Source organism: Streptomyces sp. CA-210063, from assembly GCF_024612015.1.
Lineage (GTDB): Bacteria > Actinomycetota > Actinomycetes > Streptomycetales > Streptomycetaceae > Streptomyces.
Genome location: NZ_CP102512.1, coordinates 7,691,815 through 7,707,414, shown reverse-complemented (window position 1 = coordinate 7,707,414; position 15,600 = coordinate 7,691,815). Strand labels below are relative to the sequence as shown.

The 15,600-nt window shown below is 71.9% G+C and carries 16 protein-coding genes; 6 read left to right on the top strand and 10 right to left on the bottom strand.

The window, feature by feature from the left end; genetic code table 11:
* The first annotated feature begins 54 nt into the window (after positions 1-54).
* Complete coding sequence (locus JIX56_RS33670) at positions 55-1,080, top strand: ATP-binding cassette domain-containing protein (protein WP_257546174.1); 1,026 nt, start codon at positions 55-57, stop codon at positions 1,078-1,080.
* Positions 1,077-1,955, top strand: a complete 879-nt coding sequence (locus tag JIX56_RS33665) for an ABC transporter permease (protein ID WP_257546173.1) — start codon at positions 1,077-1,079, stop codon at positions 1,953-1,955. The genes JIX56_RS33670 and JIX56_RS33665 overlap by 4 nt, the downstream gene beginning before the upstream one ends.
* Before the next feature lie 20 nt (positions 1,956-1,975).
* Here the strand turns inward: JIX56_RS33665 and JIX56_RS33660 are convergent, their stop codons facing one another.
* Entirely contained in the window at positions 1,976-5,488 is a 3,513-nt protein-coding gene (locus tag JIX56_RS33660) for an AfsR/SARP family transcriptional regulator (RefSeq protein ID WP_257546172.1), read from the bottom strand.
* Between the two features lie 253 nt (positions 5,489-5,741).
* Between JIX56_RS33660 and JIX56_RS33655 the strand changes: the two genes are divergently transcribed.
* Positions 5,742-6,542 (top strand): site-2 protease family protein, encoded by an 801-nt coding sequence (locus tag JIX56_RS33655; protein WP_257546170.1) that lies wholly within the window; start codon positions 5,742-5,744, stop codon positions 6,540-6,542.
* Between the two features lie 12 nt (positions 6,543-6,554).
* Here JIX56_RS33655 and JIX56_RS33650 read toward each other — a convergent pair whose 3' ends face one another.
* From JIX56_RS33650 to JIX56_RS33630, 5 genes are all read right to left on the bottom strand, one after another.
* Positions 6,555-6,764 (bottom strand): hypothetical protein, encoded by a 210-nt coding sequence (locus JIX56_RS33650; protein ID WP_306819895.1) that lies wholly within the window; start codon positions 6,762-6,764, stop codon positions 6,555-6,557.
* A gap of 89 nt (positions 6,765-6,853) precedes the next feature.
* Positions 6,854-7,570, bottom strand: a complete 717-nt coding sequence (gene npdG / locus JIX56_RS33645; protein ID WP_257546168.1) for an NADPH-dependent F420 reductase — start codon at positions 7,568-7,570, stop codon at positions 6,854-6,856.
* Positions 7,571-7,733: 163 nt separating this feature from the next.
* Entirely contained in the window at positions 7,734-8,204 is a 471-nt protein-coding gene (locus JIX56_RS33640) for a GNAT family N-acetyltransferase (RefSeq protein WP_257546167.1), read from the bottom strand.
* Between the two features lie 92 nt (positions 8,205-8,296).
* On the bottom strand, positions 8,297-8,821 hold the full coding sequence (locus JIX56_RS33635; RefSeq protein ID WP_257546166.1) for a hypothetical protein: 525 nt from the start codon (positions 8,819-8,821) through the stop codon (positions 8,297-8,299).
* 35 nt (positions 8,822-8,856) lie between these two features.
* On the bottom strand, positions 8,857-9,939 hold the full coding sequence (locus JIX56_RS33630) for a sialidase family protein (protein ID WP_257546165.1): 1,083 nt from the start codon (positions 9,937-9,939) through the stop codon (positions 8,857-8,859).
* 184 nt (positions 9,940-10,123) lie between these two features.
* Between JIX56_RS33630 and JIX56_RS33625 the strand changes: the two genes are divergently transcribed.
* Complete coding sequence (locus tag JIX56_RS33625) at positions 10,124-10,726, top strand: hypothetical protein (protein WP_257546164.1); 603 nt, start codon at positions 10,124-10,126, stop codon at positions 10,724-10,726.
* 174 nt (positions 10,727-10,900) lie between these two features.
* Here JIX56_RS33625 and JIX56_RS33620 read toward each other — a convergent pair whose 3' ends face one another.
* Positions 10,901-11,131 (bottom strand): hypothetical protein, encoded by a 231-nt coding sequence (locus JIX56_RS33620; RefSeq protein ID WP_257546163.1) that lies wholly within the window; start codon positions 11,129-11,131, stop codon positions 10,901-10,903.
* A gap of 88 nt (positions 11,132-11,219) precedes the next feature.
* Here JIX56_RS33620 and map point away from each other — a divergent pair, with 88 nt between their 5' ends.
* Together map and JIX56_RS33610 are read left to right on the top strand one after the other, a co-directional pair.
* Entirely contained in the window at positions 11,220-12,077 is an 858-nt protein-coding gene (gene map, locus JIX56_RS33615; RefSeq protein ID WP_257546162.1) for a type I methionyl aminopeptidase, read from the top strand.
* A gap of 260 nt (positions 12,078-12,337) precedes the next feature.
* A complete protein-coding gene (locus tag JIX56_RS33610) occupies positions 12,338-13,015 on the top strand; it encodes a biliverdin-producing heme oxygenase (RefSeq protein ID WP_257546161.1) in 678 nt (225 codons plus the stop codon).
* Positions 13,016-13,039: 24 nt separating this feature from the next.
* Here the strand turns inward: JIX56_RS33610 and JIX56_RS47725 are convergent, their stop codons facing one another.
* The 3 genes from JIX56_RS47725 to JIX56_RS33595 all read right to left on the bottom strand — a co-directional run bounded on the left by JIX56_RS47725 (position 13,040) and on the right by JIX56_RS33595 (position 15,494).
* Complete coding sequence (locus JIX56_RS47725; RefSeq protein WP_306819894.1) at positions 13,040-13,864, bottom strand: hypothetical protein; 825 nt, start codon at positions 13,862-13,864, stop codon at positions 13,040-13,042.
* Positions 13,865-13,969: 105 nt separating this feature from the next.
* Positions 13,970-14,614 carry a PhzF family phenazine biosynthesis protein gene (locus JIX56_RS33600; RefSeq protein WP_257546160.1) on the bottom strand — a complete coding sequence of 215 codons (645 nt, stop codon included), beginning with the start codon at positions 14,612-14,614 and terminating at the stop codon, positions 13,970-13,972.
* Positions 14,607-15,494 carry a hypothetical protein gene (locus tag JIX56_RS33595; protein ID WP_257546159.1) on the bottom strand — a complete coding sequence of 296 codons (888 nt, stop codon included), beginning with the start codon at positions 15,492-15,494 and terminating at the stop codon, positions 14,607-14,609. The genes JIX56_RS33600 and JIX56_RS33595 overlap by 8 nt, the downstream gene beginning before the upstream one ends.
* Positions 15,495-15,600: the final 106 nt, after the last annotated feature.

Sequence of the window (15,600 nt, the reverse complement as noted above, 5' to 3'; positions counted from 1 at the left end):
CGCTGTAGGCGGCCTGTCGGTGGTTTGTCGGCAGACCCTGGCACCGTCGTCCTCATGACACGAATCGACAAGGAACCCAGCGGCGCGAAAGGCGCTGTCACCGTGCGGGGGCTGGTCAAGCACTACGGCGAGACCAGGGCGCTGGACGGTGTCGACCTGGATGTGCGTGAGGGCACGGTGATGGGGGTGCTCGGGCCGAACGGGGCGGGGAAGACGACGCTCGTGCGGTGCCTGTCCACGCTGATCAGGCCCGACTCGGGGCACGCGACGGTGGCCGGCTACGACGTCGTACGGCAGCCGCGGCAGCTGCGCCGGGTGATCGGCCTGACGGGGCAGTACGCGTCCGTGGACGAGAAGCTGTCCGGCTTCGAGAACCTGTACATGATCGGGCGGCTGCTCGACCTGCCCCGCAAGGAGGCGAAGAGCCGGGCCACCGGTCTGCTGGAGCGGTTCTCGCTGACCGAGGCGGCCAAGCGCACGGCGGGCACGTACTCGGGCGGTATGCGGCGGCGGCTCGACCTGGCCGCGTCCATGATCGGGAGCCCGGCCGTGCTGTACCTGGACGAGCCGACGACCGGTCTGGACCCGCGCACCCGCAACGAGGTGTGGACCGAGGTGAAGCGCATGGTCGGCGACGGCGTGACCGTACTGCTGACCACCCAGTACATGGAGGAGGCCGAGCAGCTGGCCGCCGAGCTGACCGTGATCGACCGCGGGAAGGTGATCGCGGGCGGCCGTATCGAGGAGCTGAAGGCCCAGGTCGGCGGGCGTACGCTCCGGGTCCGGCCGGCCGATCCGGTGCACGTGCGACCGCTCGCCAAGGACCTCGACGACCTGGGCATCACCGGGCTCGCCACCACCACCGTGGACCCCGAGACCGGCACGCTCCTCGTGCCGATCCTCAGCGACGAGCAGCTGACCGCGGTCGTCGGCGCGATCACCGCGCGTGGCGTCACGATCGCCTCGATCAGCACCGAACTGCCCAGCCTGGACGAGGTGTTCCTGTCGCTCACCGGCCACAAGGCCAGTGCGCCGCAGGACGCCGCCCCGTCCCCCGCGTACGAGGAGGTCTCCGTATGAGCTCCCGCCCGTCGCCCACCGCCACCCTGGACGAGGCGCTTCGCGCCGCCCCTTCGAACACCCTGCCCGCGACCGGTGAGACCGTCGAGGCCGACGGCCGGATCGGGCTGCGGGCCCACGCCCGGCACACCGGCGCGCTCGTCCGGCGCAATCTGCTGTGGATCCGGCAGGACCCCGAGTCGATGTTCGACGCGGTCCTGATGCCGATCGTGTTCACCCTGCTCTTCGTGTACGTCTTCGGCGGCTCCATCGGGCAGGCGCTGGGCGGCGGCCAGGAGGAGTACATCCAGTACGTGGTGCCGGGGCTGATGGCGATGATGGGCATGAACATCGCCATGGGGGTCGGCACGGGCTTCAACGAGGACTTCCAGAAGGGCGTCATGGACCGCTTCCGGTCCCTGCCGATCGGCCGGTCCTCGGTGCTGCTCGCGAAGATCTCCGTCGAGCTGCTGCGCATGCTGGTCGCCACGACGATCCTGCTGACCGTCGGTGTCCTCATCGGCTTCGACATCACCAGCTGGCCGGGGCTGTTCGCCGCGGTGGGGCTGGCCGGCGTCTTCGGCTCGTCCCTGATGTGGATCTTCCTGGTGCTGGGCGTGACGATGAAGAACGCGCAGTCCGTGCAGGGGATGGGCTTCCTGGTGCTGTTCCCGCTGCAGTTCGGGTCGTCGATCTTCGCGCCGACGCAGTCGATGCCGGGCTGGCTGCAGGCCTTCACCGACTACAACCCGCTGTCGTCCCTCGCGGACGCCGCGCGCGGGCTGATGACGGGCGGGCCGGTCGCCCACGACCTGTACGTCACGCTCGGCTGGTCGGTGGCGCTGACGGCGGTGATGGCCCCGATCGCGATCCACAAGTTCAAGACGAAGAGCTGACCTCCGAGGCTCATCGGAGGTCAGATGAGGGCGGCGGCCTCCTCCACGGTGAGGGCGCCGCCCTCGGCGTACGCGGTGTCGTAGGCCGTGTCGTCCAGCAGGGCCCGGGCCGTGGTCTCGGCCTGGGCGCGGGCCTCGGCCTCCATCGGGCTGGGGACGTGGCGGGGCGGCAGCAGCGCGTCGGCGGCACCGAGGAGGCGGGCCGCGTCGAGGACGCGGGCGCCGCCGTCGACGCTCGCGACGGAGATGGCGGCGGTGACGAGATGGGTGGAGGGCATATGGGGTGTGACCATCCGGGTGAGCGGGTCCAGGCTCCGTTCCATCGCCCGGCGGATCAGCCGCAGCGCCTTCTCGTGGTGTCCGGCCACCGCCTCCAGCCAGCCTTCGACGCCCAGGACGAAGCCGGCGAAGACCACGAAGTCGGCGGCATCGAAGTCCTCGCGCAGCAGCCTGAGCTGTTCCCGGGCCTCGTCCGGGCGCTCGGTGCGGCCGAGCCGGATCGCGAGGAAGAGACGGGCCGCGGGCAGGGCCCCGTGGGCGACACGGGGCCCGTCCGCCAATACGTCGAACAGCATCTTCTCGCCGCGCTCGCCGTCGCCGCCCTCGATGAGGACACTGCCGAGCCGGACGCTGAGGATCCCCAACTGGGTCTTGGCGCCGAGCCGTTCGGCGTATTCGATGGCCCGCTGGAAGGCCGCCGCGGCGAGCGCGAACTCACCCTGGCGTTCCAGGGCCTCGCCGCGTGCCGAGAGCGCCTCGGCGGCGCCCCAAACGTCCCCGAGCCGGTCGAAGATCTCCAGTGACTCGTCGGCGTCGACGGTGGCGTCGCCCGCCCAGTCGCTGCGGTTGGCGAGGATGTTGGCCCGCATCTGCAGGGTCATGGCCAGCTCCCAGGTGTAGCCGAGCTCGCGGCAGGTGCTGATGTTGCCGTCGAGGATCACGCGCAGCCGGTCCATGTCGCCGGTCAGCATGGCGGCGTAGAACCACATGAAGGTGGGGAAGCGGCAGGTCTGCGGCTGGCCGGGGCGGTAGGTCCGGCTGATGACCCGCAGCCTCTCCTGGCGCTCGGGGGTCTCCCACGAGGACAACCCCATGTCCATGTAGGCCAGATGGACGAGGTGCACCCCACGCCGCGCCTCGTCGAGGACTTCCGGACGCATCGGCGGCGGGCTGTCGACGGCGCGTTCCCGCAGGTCCGGGACGGGGCGCGCGGGCGCGGTGAAGGGGTCCGGGCCGAGGTCCTTGACCTGGGTGGACCAGTGCCGGGCTTCGGTGATCAGCTCGCGCATCTGCCAGTACCAGCACAGCGACAGCGTCAGACAGAGCGCCTCCTGCTCGTCCCGCTCGGCGACGGCGTGGCGGAGGGCGGTGCGGATGTTCTCGTACTCCAGCTCGAGGAGTTCGATCGCGGCGCGCTGGCCGGGGCCGCGCAGCAACGGGTCGGTGGTGCGGACGAGTTCGCGGTAGTACGTGAGGTGCGCGCGTTCGGCGGCGGGGCGGGTGCCCGTCTCGTCGAGCCGTTCACCGGCGTACTCGACGACGGTCTCCAGGAGCCGGTAGCGCATCCCGCCGTCCGTGCCCGCGCTCGTCGAAGGGACCGCCACGACAAGGGACTTGTCGACGAGGGAGCCGAGCGCCTCCAGTGCGGCGGGACCGCAGACGGCCTCGGCGGCGGCCAGGTCACAGCCGCCGGCGAAGACCGACAGCCGCCGCAGTACGTACCGTTCGTCCTCGTCGAGCAGTTCCCAGGACCAGTCGACGACCGCGCGCAGGGTCTGCTGCCGGGGCAGGACGGTACGGCTGCCGGAGGTGAGCAGCCGGAAGCGGTCGTCGAGCCGGTCGGCGATCTGGCGGGGCGTCAATATCCGTAACCGGGCGGCCGCCAGCTCGATGGCGAGGGGGAGGCCGTCGAGGCGGCGGCAGATCTCGGCGGCGGCCTCCGGGTCGGCGGCGACCGTGAAACCGGGCCGGGCGGCCGCGCCCCGGTCGGCGAGCAGCCGCAGCGCGTGGGGTTCCGTCAGGGGTTCCACCGGGCGTACCAACTCCCCCCGTACGCCGAGGGGTTCACGGCTGGTGGCGAGTACGGTCAGCGCCGGGCAGCGCTGGAGGAGGTGCTCGACGAGGTGGGCGGCGGCGTCCACGACGTGTTCGCAGTTGTCGAGGATCAGCAGCATCCGGCGTCTGGCGCAGTGTTCGGCGAGGCGGGCCAGTGGGTCGTCCTGGCGGTCGGCCGTGACGCGCATCTCCTCGGCGCCGGCGCCTCGGAGGACGGTCTCGCGGGCGCCGAGGGCGGTGAGTACGGCCTCCGGGACGTTCGCGGGGTCGTCGACGGGGGCGAGTTCGGCGAGCCACGTGCCGTCCGGCATGGCCGGGGCGACGGCCTCGCCGACTTCCTGCGAGAGGCGGGTCTTTCCGGCGCCGCCGGGGCCGAGGAGGGTGACGAGGCGGGTGGTGGTGAGGTCTTCGCGGATGGTGTCGAGGTCTGTGTCGCGGCCGACGAAGGAGGTCAGGCGGGCGCGGAGGTTGCCTGGGGGGCGGGGGGGTTGGGGGTGGGGGTGGGGGTCTGGCTGCGGATGCGGGTGCGTGTGTGGCTGTGGGCGCGGGTTCGTGTGTGGCTGCGGGTGTGGCTGCGGTTCGGATTTCTCGCCCCCGCCGCCCCTACCCGTCCCATCCCCAGGGGCGCTGCCCCTTTGACCCCGAGGGGTGGCATAGGGGGTTGGTCGGGTGCGGGTGCGTGGGGGCTGGTCGCGCAGTTCCCCGCGCCCCTGATGGGGCGCGGGGCCGTCGTTCTCCGCCCGTCCGTCGTCCGATCTCAGCAGCTCTTCGTGCAGTCTGCGCAGGTCCGGGCCCGGGTCCGTGCCCAGGCGGGTTGCCAGCAGGGTGCGTATCCGGTCGTAGGCGGCAAGGGCCTCCGCGGAGCGGCCCGTGTCTCGGAGGGCGCGTAGGCGGAGGGACTGGAGGGGCTCGTCGAGGGGGTGGGTGTCGCAGAGGGCGGTGAGGTCGGGGAGGGCGGATTCGGGGTGGCCGAGGGTGAGGGCGGCGGTGAGGCGGGCGCGGTGGGCGTCGAGGCGGCGGGTCTCCCAGCGGGCGGCCTCGGCGGCCCGGTCGGGGAGGTCGGCCAGCGGCGGACCCTGCCAGAGGGCGAGGGCGTCGTCGAGGACGTCGGCGGCCTTGGCGGCGTCGCCGTCGGCGAGCGCGCGGGCCCCCTCGTCCGCGAGGCGTTCGAAGCGGTGCAGGTCGATGTCGTCCCGGGCGGCCGCGAGACGGTAGCCGCCGTTCACCGACTCGACCGCCCCGGGGCCGAGGGTACGGCGCAGGCGCCCGACCAGCGCCTGGAGCGCGCCGGGGGCGTCGGCGGGCGGGTCACCGACCCACACCTCGTCGACGAGCGCGGCCGCGGGCACCGTACGCCCCGGCCGCAGCGCGAGCACGGTCAGCAGGGCGCGCAGCCGGGCGCCCCCGACCGGGACGGGGGTGCCGTCGGCTTGCAGTGCCTGGGTGGTGCCGAGGATGCGGTAGCGCACGGGGTCCATTGTCTCCGTCGGGGCCGGGTTCGTGTGTCCGGTACATGGAGTTGCATCGAGTCGGACGCTGCGTACGACCGTCGACCGTTCGCCCCCCACCTTCCTAGGAACCAGGAGGGGATCGCGAGACGTTTTCGGCATACGCCCGGTACCGTCGGGCAGTCCGTTCGAGTGATCGACGATGCGATGGATGATTCGTCGGCACACACCAGACGGGCCGTCGTCACAGCGTCGGCAGTCCGTCGAGAGTCCTAGGAGCCCCATGACCACCGCCGCGTCCCGCCGGAGCGACCGGAGGATCAGCCCCGTCTTCATGGGGATCGTGGCCGTCATGGCGGTCACCGGATGGGCCACCTGGACCGGGTTCGCCGAGCAGCCCGGGCTGGCCGTCTTCCTCTTCGTGACCTCGGCGTGGATCGTCTCGCTGTGTCTGCACGAGTACGCCCACGCCCGCACCGCCCTGCACAGCGGTGACATCTCCATCGGCGCCAAGGGCTATCTCACCCTCAATCCACTGAAGTACACGCACGCCCTGCTCAGCATCGTGCTGCCCGTCGTCTTCGTGATCATGGGCGGTATCGGTCTGCCCGGTGGCGCGGTCTTCATCGAGCGCGGCCGTATCCAGGGCCGCTGGAAGCACAGCCTGATCTCGGCGGCCGGCCCCCTGACGAACGTGCTCTTCGCGGCCGTCTGCACCGCGCCCTTCTGGCTGGGCGTCACGGACGGCGTGCCGGCGGCGTTCCTGTTCGCCCTCGCCTTCCTCGCGATGCTCCAGGTCACGGCGGCGATCCTGAACTTCCTTCCGGTGCCCGGCCTGGACGGCTACGGCGTCATCGAGCCCTGGCTGTCGTACAAGATCCGCCGCCAGGTGGAGCCGCTCGCGCCCTTCGGACTGCTGCTCGTCTTCGCGGTGCTGTGGATCCCGGCGGTGAACGGTGTGTTCTGGGACGTGATCGACGCGTTCATGCGGGGCCTGGGGATCGAGGACCAGCTGTCCGACTGCGGCTACTGGTTGTACCGCTTCTGGCGCGAGGACAGCGATGTGTGCCTCACCGGTCTGTGAGGGCCGCGCACCTCAGCCGGTGGCGGACCGGCGCTCCACCTTCGCCTTCCGCGCGTAGTACCAGGTCATGTTGGACGACAGGCCCGCCATCAGCACCCATACGACGCCCAGCCAGCTGCCCCGGGTGAAGGAGACCACGGCGGCGGTGACCGCGAGGAGACAGACGATGAGCGCGTAGACGGCGAGTCGCCGGGCTGGGTCGGGTGGGAGCAAGGGGGGCATGGGGGTCGGCTCCTGACAGGACAGTCGACGGTGGGACGAGGTGGTACGGCGTCCAGTGTCCCCCATGCCCGAGGGCGCCCGTGCGTCGGCTATACGTCGGTCAGGCGGAGGCCCGCGTGGGCCTTGTAGCGGCGGTTGACGGAGATCAGGTTGGCGACCAACGCCTCGACCTGGTGGGCGTTGCGCAGCCGGCCGGCGAAGATGCCACGCATACCGGGGATGCGGCCCGCCAGCGCCTGCACGATCTCGACGTCGGCCCGCGCCTCGCCGAGCACCATCACATCCGTGTCGATCTCCTCGATCTCCGGGTCTTCGAGGAGGACGGCGGAGAGGTGGTGGAAGGCGGCGGTGACTCGCGAGTCCGGCAGCAGGGCGGCGGCCTGCTCGGCGGCGCTGCCCTCCTCCGGCTTCAGCGCGTAGGCGCCCTTCTTGTCGAAGCCGAGCGGGTTGACGCAGTCGACGACGAGCTTGCCGGCCAGTTCCTCGCGCAGCGACTCGAGGGTCTTGGCGTGCCCGTCCCACGGCACCGCGACGATCACGATGTCGCTGCGGCGCGCGGTCTCGGAGTTGTCCGCGCCCTCGACGCCGTGTCCGAGCTCCTCGGCGACACCCTGCGCGCGGTCGGCGGCCCGCGAGCCGATGATCACCTTCTGCCCGGCCTTGGCGAGGCGGTAGGCGAGGCCCTTGCCCTGCGGCCCGGTGCCGCCGAGCACGCCGACGACGAGCCCCGACACGTCCGGCAGGTCCCAGGGGTCCTTGGCCGGGGCCTTCGCGGTGGGCTGCTGTGCACTGTCAGTAGAGGTCATGGGCCGACTTTACGTCCGGGGGCGGGGGGCGGGAGCGGCCGGATCGGGTGAGGGAGGTCACGGGGTCCGGCGAGCGCGGGCCGCGCGGCCGACGGACTCCGGGCAGGCGTCCCGCGCCTGCGCCGGGGGCGCTGCCGGTCTGCGCGTCGAGGGCTCCGCCGGCCTACGTCGGGGACTCGGCCGGCCCTCGGTCGGCGGACAGGAAGTAGCGCCGTTTCTCCTTCGCCCGGGCTCCGAGCCGCTCGTAGAACCTGATCGCGTCCTCGTTCCACGGTGGGGTCTGCCACTGGACCTGATCGAGTCCTCGCGCACGCGCTTCGGCCAGGACGGCGTCCATCAGCAGGGGGCCGACGCCGAGGCCCCGGTGGCCGTCCCGCAGGAACAGGCAGTCCATGTGGAGGTACTCCGCGCCGTCCCAGGTGGACAACTCGGGCGCGCACGAGGCGTATCCGATGATCCCGGTGTCGTCCAGCTCCGCGACGAAGCAGCACAGGCGACCGGCCGCCGGGCCGAAGAGCAGGTTCTCCAGGCGCCGGGGCAGGTCGGCGGGCGGTGGCGCCGCCTTCTCGTACGCGGCGTGTTCGGCCGCCAGCAGCGCGATGTGCGGCAGATCGGCGGGGCGCGCTCGGCGCACGCGCGGCGCCACCGCCGGCCGGCCGGCCCCGGCCCCAGCCCCGGCCCCAGCCCCAGCCCCAGCCCCAGCCCCAGCCCCAGCCCCAGCCCCGGTCAACGAACCTCGCCTTCCAGTACGTCGCCACGCCATGCGGACAGCCGGTCTTCGAGCGTGCCTTGTCCGTCGAGGACATGACGGCTGAACGCATCCCGTTCGTGGGCCAGCACGGCCGCTTCCCACACGCACGGGGCGAGGCCCGACCGGCCGGGCCGCAGTCGGTCGATGTCCCCGGCCGGGCCGGTGAAGACGGCGAGGTCCGACATGTAGCCCTCGATCCAGGTGTGCACCAGCACGTAGTCGCCGTCGCCGCCGGCGTGCGTCAGCAGCACGGCGAGTCCGACGGAGCCCCGCAGACGGGCCGAGGACAGGTGGTCGGCCGCGATACGCAGCGCGGCCCGCGCGTCCTGGGCCGTCACGGTGCGCCCGGGCGCCTCGATGGCGTAGGCCTTCACCACGTGCCCCGCTGTCTCGGAGCTGCCCAGCGGGCGCACGGTCCGGGCGTGGTGCTCCTCAGCCAGCGCGAGCAGTACGTCCGCCTCGGCGGGCAGCGGGGGCTTGGCTTCATCGATGTCGGTCACCTGGTCATCATGCCCGCGCCCCTGACGAGCGGCACTCAGCCGAGGCTCGCGACCGGGATACGGCGGAAAGTGATCGTCTCGTACGCGCTGAAGTCGCCCGTCTCGTAGAGCAGTCCGACCGTGTCCTCGTCGACGCGTACGAGATCGGAGTACGCGGCGGGCAGCCCGTCGACGGTGTGGACGGGGCGCCAGGTGACGCCGTGGTCCGTGCTGGCGCGGAGGGTCATCAGGGCGCGGAAGCCGGGGTCGGCCGGGCCGGAGTAGAGGAGCAGGTCGGGGTCGCGGAGCTGGAGGACGCTGCCCTCGACGACCGGGCCGACGATGCCCGCCTGCGGCCGGAACGGCTTGACCAGGCTCTCGCCGCCGTCGGTGGAGTGGGCGTCGGCGCGGGTGCCGGGGGCCGGGGAGTCGTTGCGGGTGTTGAAGTAGACGCGGCCGTCGGGGAGTTCGGTGGCGGTGGTCTCGTTGGCGTTGATGTAGCCGTCGGTGTTGTCGTCGACGTATCCGATGCGCCAGGTGGCGCCCTGGTCGTCGCTGAGTAGACAGTGCCCGCCGTTGTACTTGCCCTCCGTGCCGTTGTCGCTGCCGGCGGGCGGGAGGGAGTGGTTGGCGGGGACGACGACGCGGCCGGTGGAGAGCTGGAGGGCGTGGCCGGGCGTGGTGGCGTACCACCGCCACTCGGGCTTCTTGGTCTGTTCGGTGATCTCCTTCGGGCTGGACCAGGTGGCCCCGTCATCGTCGCTGTGCTGCACCCACACCCTTCGCCCGTCCACCGCGCTCACGGCACCCCGCCGGATGGCGTCCTCCGTGGCGAGGGCCGCGTTACGGACGTGGACCAGCAGGATGCGGCCGGTGTCGAGGACGACGGGGGCGGGGTTGCCGGCCAGGGCGTCGCCGTTCTTGGCGGCGACCTGGAGCGGGCCCCACGTCCGGCCCCCGTCCGTCGACCGCTTCACCACGATGTCGATGTTCCCGAAGTCCTCCCGCCCGCCGACCCGTCCCTCGCAGAAGGCGAGCAGGTCGCCGGAGGGGGTGGAGACGACTGCCGGGATACGGAAGCTGGCGTAGCCTTCGCGGCCGGCGTGGAAGGGGGTGCTGGTCTCGGGCGTGGGGGTCACGAGGGGCTCCTGGGGTGGGGGATGGGGTGGGGGATGGGGCGTGTTGTGGGGGGGGTGCGGTTCGGCGTTGCTGGTTCGGCGTTCACTGGTTCGACGTCTGCTGGTTCGGCCTCCGTGCCCGGCTCGGGCGAATTCGGGGTGAACACCGGGTCACGAGTGGCCGGTTGCGGCAGGATGCGGGCGCATGGATGCCGTACGGGTCGCGTTGCTGCGTGAGGTGCTCGCCGGGACCGAGTGGCTGGGGGCCACGCGGCGGTTCGCGGGGGCGTTGCGGGGATCCGTGGTGTCGTACGGCGGCGGGCTGCTGCTCGTGGGTACGGCGGAGTACGAGCCGTGGCACCTGGCCGCGCACCTCGTCGACGAGGCGGCCTGGTCCGGTACGCCGGAACTCTCCCCCACGCTCGTACGGCACTCCGCGCGGCCCTCGGACCCGGCGCATCTGGCGGTGGGGCTGGGCCGGGTGTCGGCGGCCCGGCGCGGCGAGACCCTGCTCGTCGTCGCACCGTCCGCGCCGGGTGCCGCTCTGCTGGAACGGGTGCATGACGCGCGGCGGGCCGGGGCGACGGTGCTCGCGCTGGACACCGCCGACCGGGAGCTGGGCGCGCTGGCCCACGAGGCGCTGGCGGCACCCGTGGAACCGGATGTCGACCTCGACACCGTTCAGCATCTCGTCAGCGCGGCGGTCGGCGAGAGCGTGCTCCCGGCGGCGCGCGGTCTCCGGCGTCTCCGTACCCGCCTCTCCCGGCTGACCGACCAGCTGACGTCCCCGCCGCCGATCCCTTGGTGACCGCTGCGACGTCGGCGTCTGCGGGCCGTGGCTCCGCCGGTCCTTCTTTCCCACCCGCACCGACCGTGACTCCCCAGCGACAGGTGCGGGTCTCCCGTGGGGGCTGAGCGCCGTCGGCGGCTTCGGGGGAAGGGTGGGCCCAGGGAAAAGCCGCCCTCCCCGCCGCCGTGTCGGTCAGTTGTCGTCCGGGCCCGCCGCCGGGGCGTCGTGCCAGCGTGGGTCGGTCTCCCATTCCGCGTTGCGTTCGCGGGCCGTTTCCATCGCGTGGGTGGCCTCCTTGCGGGACCCGTAGGGGCCCATGCGGTCCTTGCCGGGGCAGTCGGGGCCCTCTTCGACCTTCTTGTGTTCCAGGCAGTAGAACCATTCGCCGGGCTTGCCGACCGTGCGCCGTTTGAACAGGGGCATGACTTGAGTTCCTTTCGCCAGCCGTCACCGATCGCGACCGGTCCACCACCGACATGGTCCCCCACAGCCGCTGGTTAAACTCGCTGGCATGTCTGGCCAGTCGATGCTCGCACCGGGGAAGCTCTCCCCCACCCGCCCCGTCCCGGGACACATCCGCCGACCCGAATACGTGGGCAAGCCCGCCCCGACTCCGTACACCGGGCCGGAGGTGCAGACGCCCGAGACGATCGAGGCGATGCGGATCGCCGGCCGGATCGCGGCGCGGGCGATGGCGGAGGCGGCCAAGCACATCGCCCCCGGTGTCACCACGGACGAGCTGGACCGGGTCGCGCACGAGTACATGTGCGACCACGGGGCCTACCCCTCGACCCTCGGCTACCGAGGCTTCCCCAAGTCGCTGTGCACCTCGGTCAACGAGGTCATCTGCCACGGCATCCCGGACTCGACCGTGCTGCGCGACGGCGACATCGTCAACCTGGACGTGACGGCGTACATCGGCGGCGTCCACGGCGACAACAACGCCACCTATCTGGTGGGGGACGTGGATGACGAGTCGTCGCTGCTCGTCGAGCGGACCCGGGAGTCCCTCACCCGGGCCATCAAGGCCGTCAAGCCCGGGCGGCAGATCAACATCATCGGGCGGGTCATCGAGTCGTACGCGAAGCGGTTCGGGTACGGGGTCGTGCGTGACTTCACGGGGCACGGGATCAACTCGTCGTTCCACTCCGGGCTGATCGTCCCGCACTACGACTCCCCGCACGCCACAACGGTGATCCAGACCGGGATGACGTTCACGATCGAGCCGATGCTCACGCTCGGGACGCACGACTACGACATGTGGGACGACGGCTGGACGGTCGTCACCAAGGACCTCAAGCGGACCGCCCAGTTCGAGCACACGCTGGTGGTGACGGAGACGGGCGCGGAGATCCTCACGCTGCCGTAGATCCGGTTCCTGGAACCAGCCCCCCATCAGCCCCCACCAGCCCCCACCAGCCCTCTCAACAGCCCGCCTTCGGCCCCGGCCGTACGGCGGGCTTCCTCATGCGCGGATTCCTCGGATTGCTCGGATTCCAGGTGGGGCTGGTGGAGATTCGGGGTACGGTTTTACCGACAGGGAGTCGGGAACCTGTTGACTTAGGTAAGCCTAACCATAGAAAATGGCGTCAGCTTCTCGTCTTCCCCACTTCCGCACCGGAGGCCTTCATGAACGCGATGACCGCGTCGGACACGGACGCCACGGCGTTCTCCACGCTCATCCGCACCGCTTCCCACGAGCAGCACACCGAGGCGGAGAGCACGACGTTCATGGCCGACATGCTGGGCGGGAAGCTCGGCGTCGAGGCGTACACGCGGTACACCGAGCAGCTGTGGTTCGTGTACGAGGCGCTGGAGAGCGCCGCGCCGGCGCTGGCCGACGACCCGGTCGCCGGGCCGTTCATCCAGCCGGAGCTGATGCGGCTGACCGCGCTGGAGCGGGACCTGGCGCATCTGCGCGGCCCCGGCTGGCGCGCGACGCTCACGGCGCTGCCGGCGACCGAGGCGTACGCGGCGCGGGTCGCCGAGTGCGCGCGCACGTGGTCCGGCGGTTATGTGGCCCACCACTACACGCGGTACCTCGGTGACCTCTCCGGCGGGCAGATCATCCGCGACCGGGCCGAGAAGACGTGGGGGTTCGCGAAGAAGGGCGACGGGGTTCGCTTCTACGTCTTCGAGGACATCGCCAACCCGGCCGCGTTCAAGCGGGGTTATCGCGAGCTGCTGGACCGGGTCCGGGCAGACGACCTGGAGAGGCAGCGGATCGTGGGCGAGTGCAAGCGGGCGTTCGCCCTCAACACCGCGGTGTTCCTGGCCTTGGGCGAGGAGTTCCCGCTGAGCGCGTGACCGCCCGGCCTCGGCCGTGGCAGGTCACCGCCACGGCCGGCGGCCGGTCTTTTTCTCCCAGTTGTCGCGCGCGGTGCCGAAGTCGGCTTCGGCGCGGGCCAGTTCCGCGCGCCGGTTCTGCTCCACCTTTTCGAGGTGGGGGCGGCCCGCATCCTTGATCCCCGCCCGTTCGGCTTCGATCCGCTCGATCTCGGCGGCGGCCCGGGCGTCACGGCTCCGCCGATCGGTGCGGTCGTCCCTGTCTTCGAGCAGCTGATTGTGGACCCGTTCGAGGAAGTCGTCGACGGCGACCTCGTTGTGGGGCGTACGGGAGTAGCGGGCGCTCAGTTGCCTGCCGTCGGCTCGTACGACTCGGATGCAGATGACGTCTTGCAGGCTGGTGTCCCGTTCGACGGTGAGGCCCTCCAGCGGCAGCTCCGCCGCGACCGCCACCCGGGGCTCGTCGCCCGCGACCGCGCCCTGGGGCTCGTCGCCCTCGGTCGCCTCCTGCTTCAGGAACAACAGGGCGTGCTCGTGCAGCCGCAGCGGCCACAGCACATCGCCCACCTGCTCGCCCCGGACCTCCCGCCCCAGCTCTGTCCGGTACTCCCGCAGTTCCCGGACGCGCTCCTCCAAAGGACGGTCGCGGTCCGCGACCTCCCGCTCGGCCTCCGCCACCGCCTGGTGAGCCACGCGTGTGCGCTCCTCGCAGTCCCGACGAACCGCGCGCAGCTCCGCCCGGGCAGCGCGCTCCTCGGGGCCCCAGCCGAAGGTGAACCTGATGGTGCCCGGGTGGGACGGGTACCGGCGAAACCACGTCACCAACCCCGCCAGCACCGCCGCCGACACGACCAGCCAGAAGACCGTCAACCTTCCCCCCCTGCCATCCGCCGCGACAACAGTGCCGCAGCACCGGGACTTCGTCCAGACGGCCGGGCAGGCGGCGCGGGAGCAGCGCGGCCCGCCGCCCCGGGCTCAGCGTTCCAGGAACACCCTGCCGCCGACCTCCACCCATCCGTGCGGCTGCGGTGCCGTGAGGATCTGCGAGCCCGTGCCCTGGGTGATGTTCAGGGCTCGGCCGAGCCGGGCGGTCAGTTGCAGGGCGGCGGCGCCCGTGGCCTCGTCCTCGTCGACGCCGTCGTCGCGGCCGGGGAAGGCGCGGGCACGGACGCGGCCCGCCGCCTCGTCCTCCCAGGCCCAGGCGTAGATCCACTCGCCGGGCGGCGGGATCTCCAGGTCGTCGACCTCGGCGGCGGAGCCGTACTGGCGGTACGTGCGCGGCGGAGCCCACTCCGGCAGCGCCTCGATCCAGCTGAACTCCCCGTCGAGGCGGGCCCCGACGACCCCGGCCGGGGTGACGAGTTCCGGTACGTCGAGCAGCCAGGCGGCGCCGACGCAGGGGTAGCCCGCGAAGGGCAGCCGCAGGGAGGGGGTGTAGATGTCGATGACACCGCGCTCGGGGTCGTCGACGAACACGGTCTCGCTGAAGCCGAGTTTGGCGGCGAAGGCCTGGCGGTCGGCGCGGTCGGGCATCACGGAGCCCTCGCGCACGACGCCCAGTTCGTTGCCGTATCCGCCACCGGGTCCGCAGAACACCCGCAGCACGTCGAAGTCAGTCACTCCCGCATTGAAACATCACCCGGGCCGCCAGGTCGTCCCAGGTCACCGCACCGCCGGGCAGCGGCCAGGAGCGGGGGGAGCCGTGGTCGTACGGGAGGGAGGCCAGCAGTTCGGCGTGGGAGCGCTCCAGGAACGTCCGCCGGCGCTCGGTGCCGGGGTCGCTCGGGTGGGCGTCCAGGCTGCGCAGGTGCTCGCGATGGCGGGCTGTGACCACGTCCGCCGTCTCCCGCCACACCCTGTCGTCCTGCCCTCGTTCCAGCACGACGCACGGTGGGGTTCCGCCCTCCGCCAGCGCGGCCACCGCCCGGTCGTGGCCGTCCAGGATCAGCCAGCCGTCGAGGAACGGCACCCACCAAAGGAGTACGGGCGCGAGGGTGCCCTCGCGGGCGTGCCCGCGGTACGCCTTCACGCGGGCGGCGTCCGGCGCGGAGAGGGGGCGCAGGGGTATGACGCCCTGCCAGCCGCCCGCGCACCAGTCGAGGTAGTGGGCGGGCCAGTCGCGGACGAAGTCGCCGGTCCAGACGTACAGCGGGAAGGTGCGGCGTTCGGACAGGATCCAGCGGCCGTCGTACAGGGGGCCGTCGGTGGAGTCCTCCAGCCAACGCGCGTACTGGTGGGGCCAGTTGCCCGGCTCGCGCATCCGGGCGGAACGGATCGGCGGCAGCGGGGAGCGGTAGCCGTCGAGTCGGTGGGTGTAGAGGCCTTCGCGGGAGCAGCCCTCGGGGTCGTCCCGGCCGAGCAGCAGCGGCCGGTCGCCCTGCCGCAGCAGCAGACGTCCGCCGTCCGCCGACTCGAACCGCAGTGGTGGCGGGCCTGGGCGGTCCGTCACTCGCACGATCAGGCCGCTCGCCGTCGTCTGTTCCCTGTGTCCCCTGCGCACGGGGAACAGTGTCGACGACGAGCAGCCGATACCCGCGGCAAATCACCGAGGTAAGGCTAACCTAAGCTATTCGAGCGCCCCGAGAGGAACGACCGGACCGTGTGAC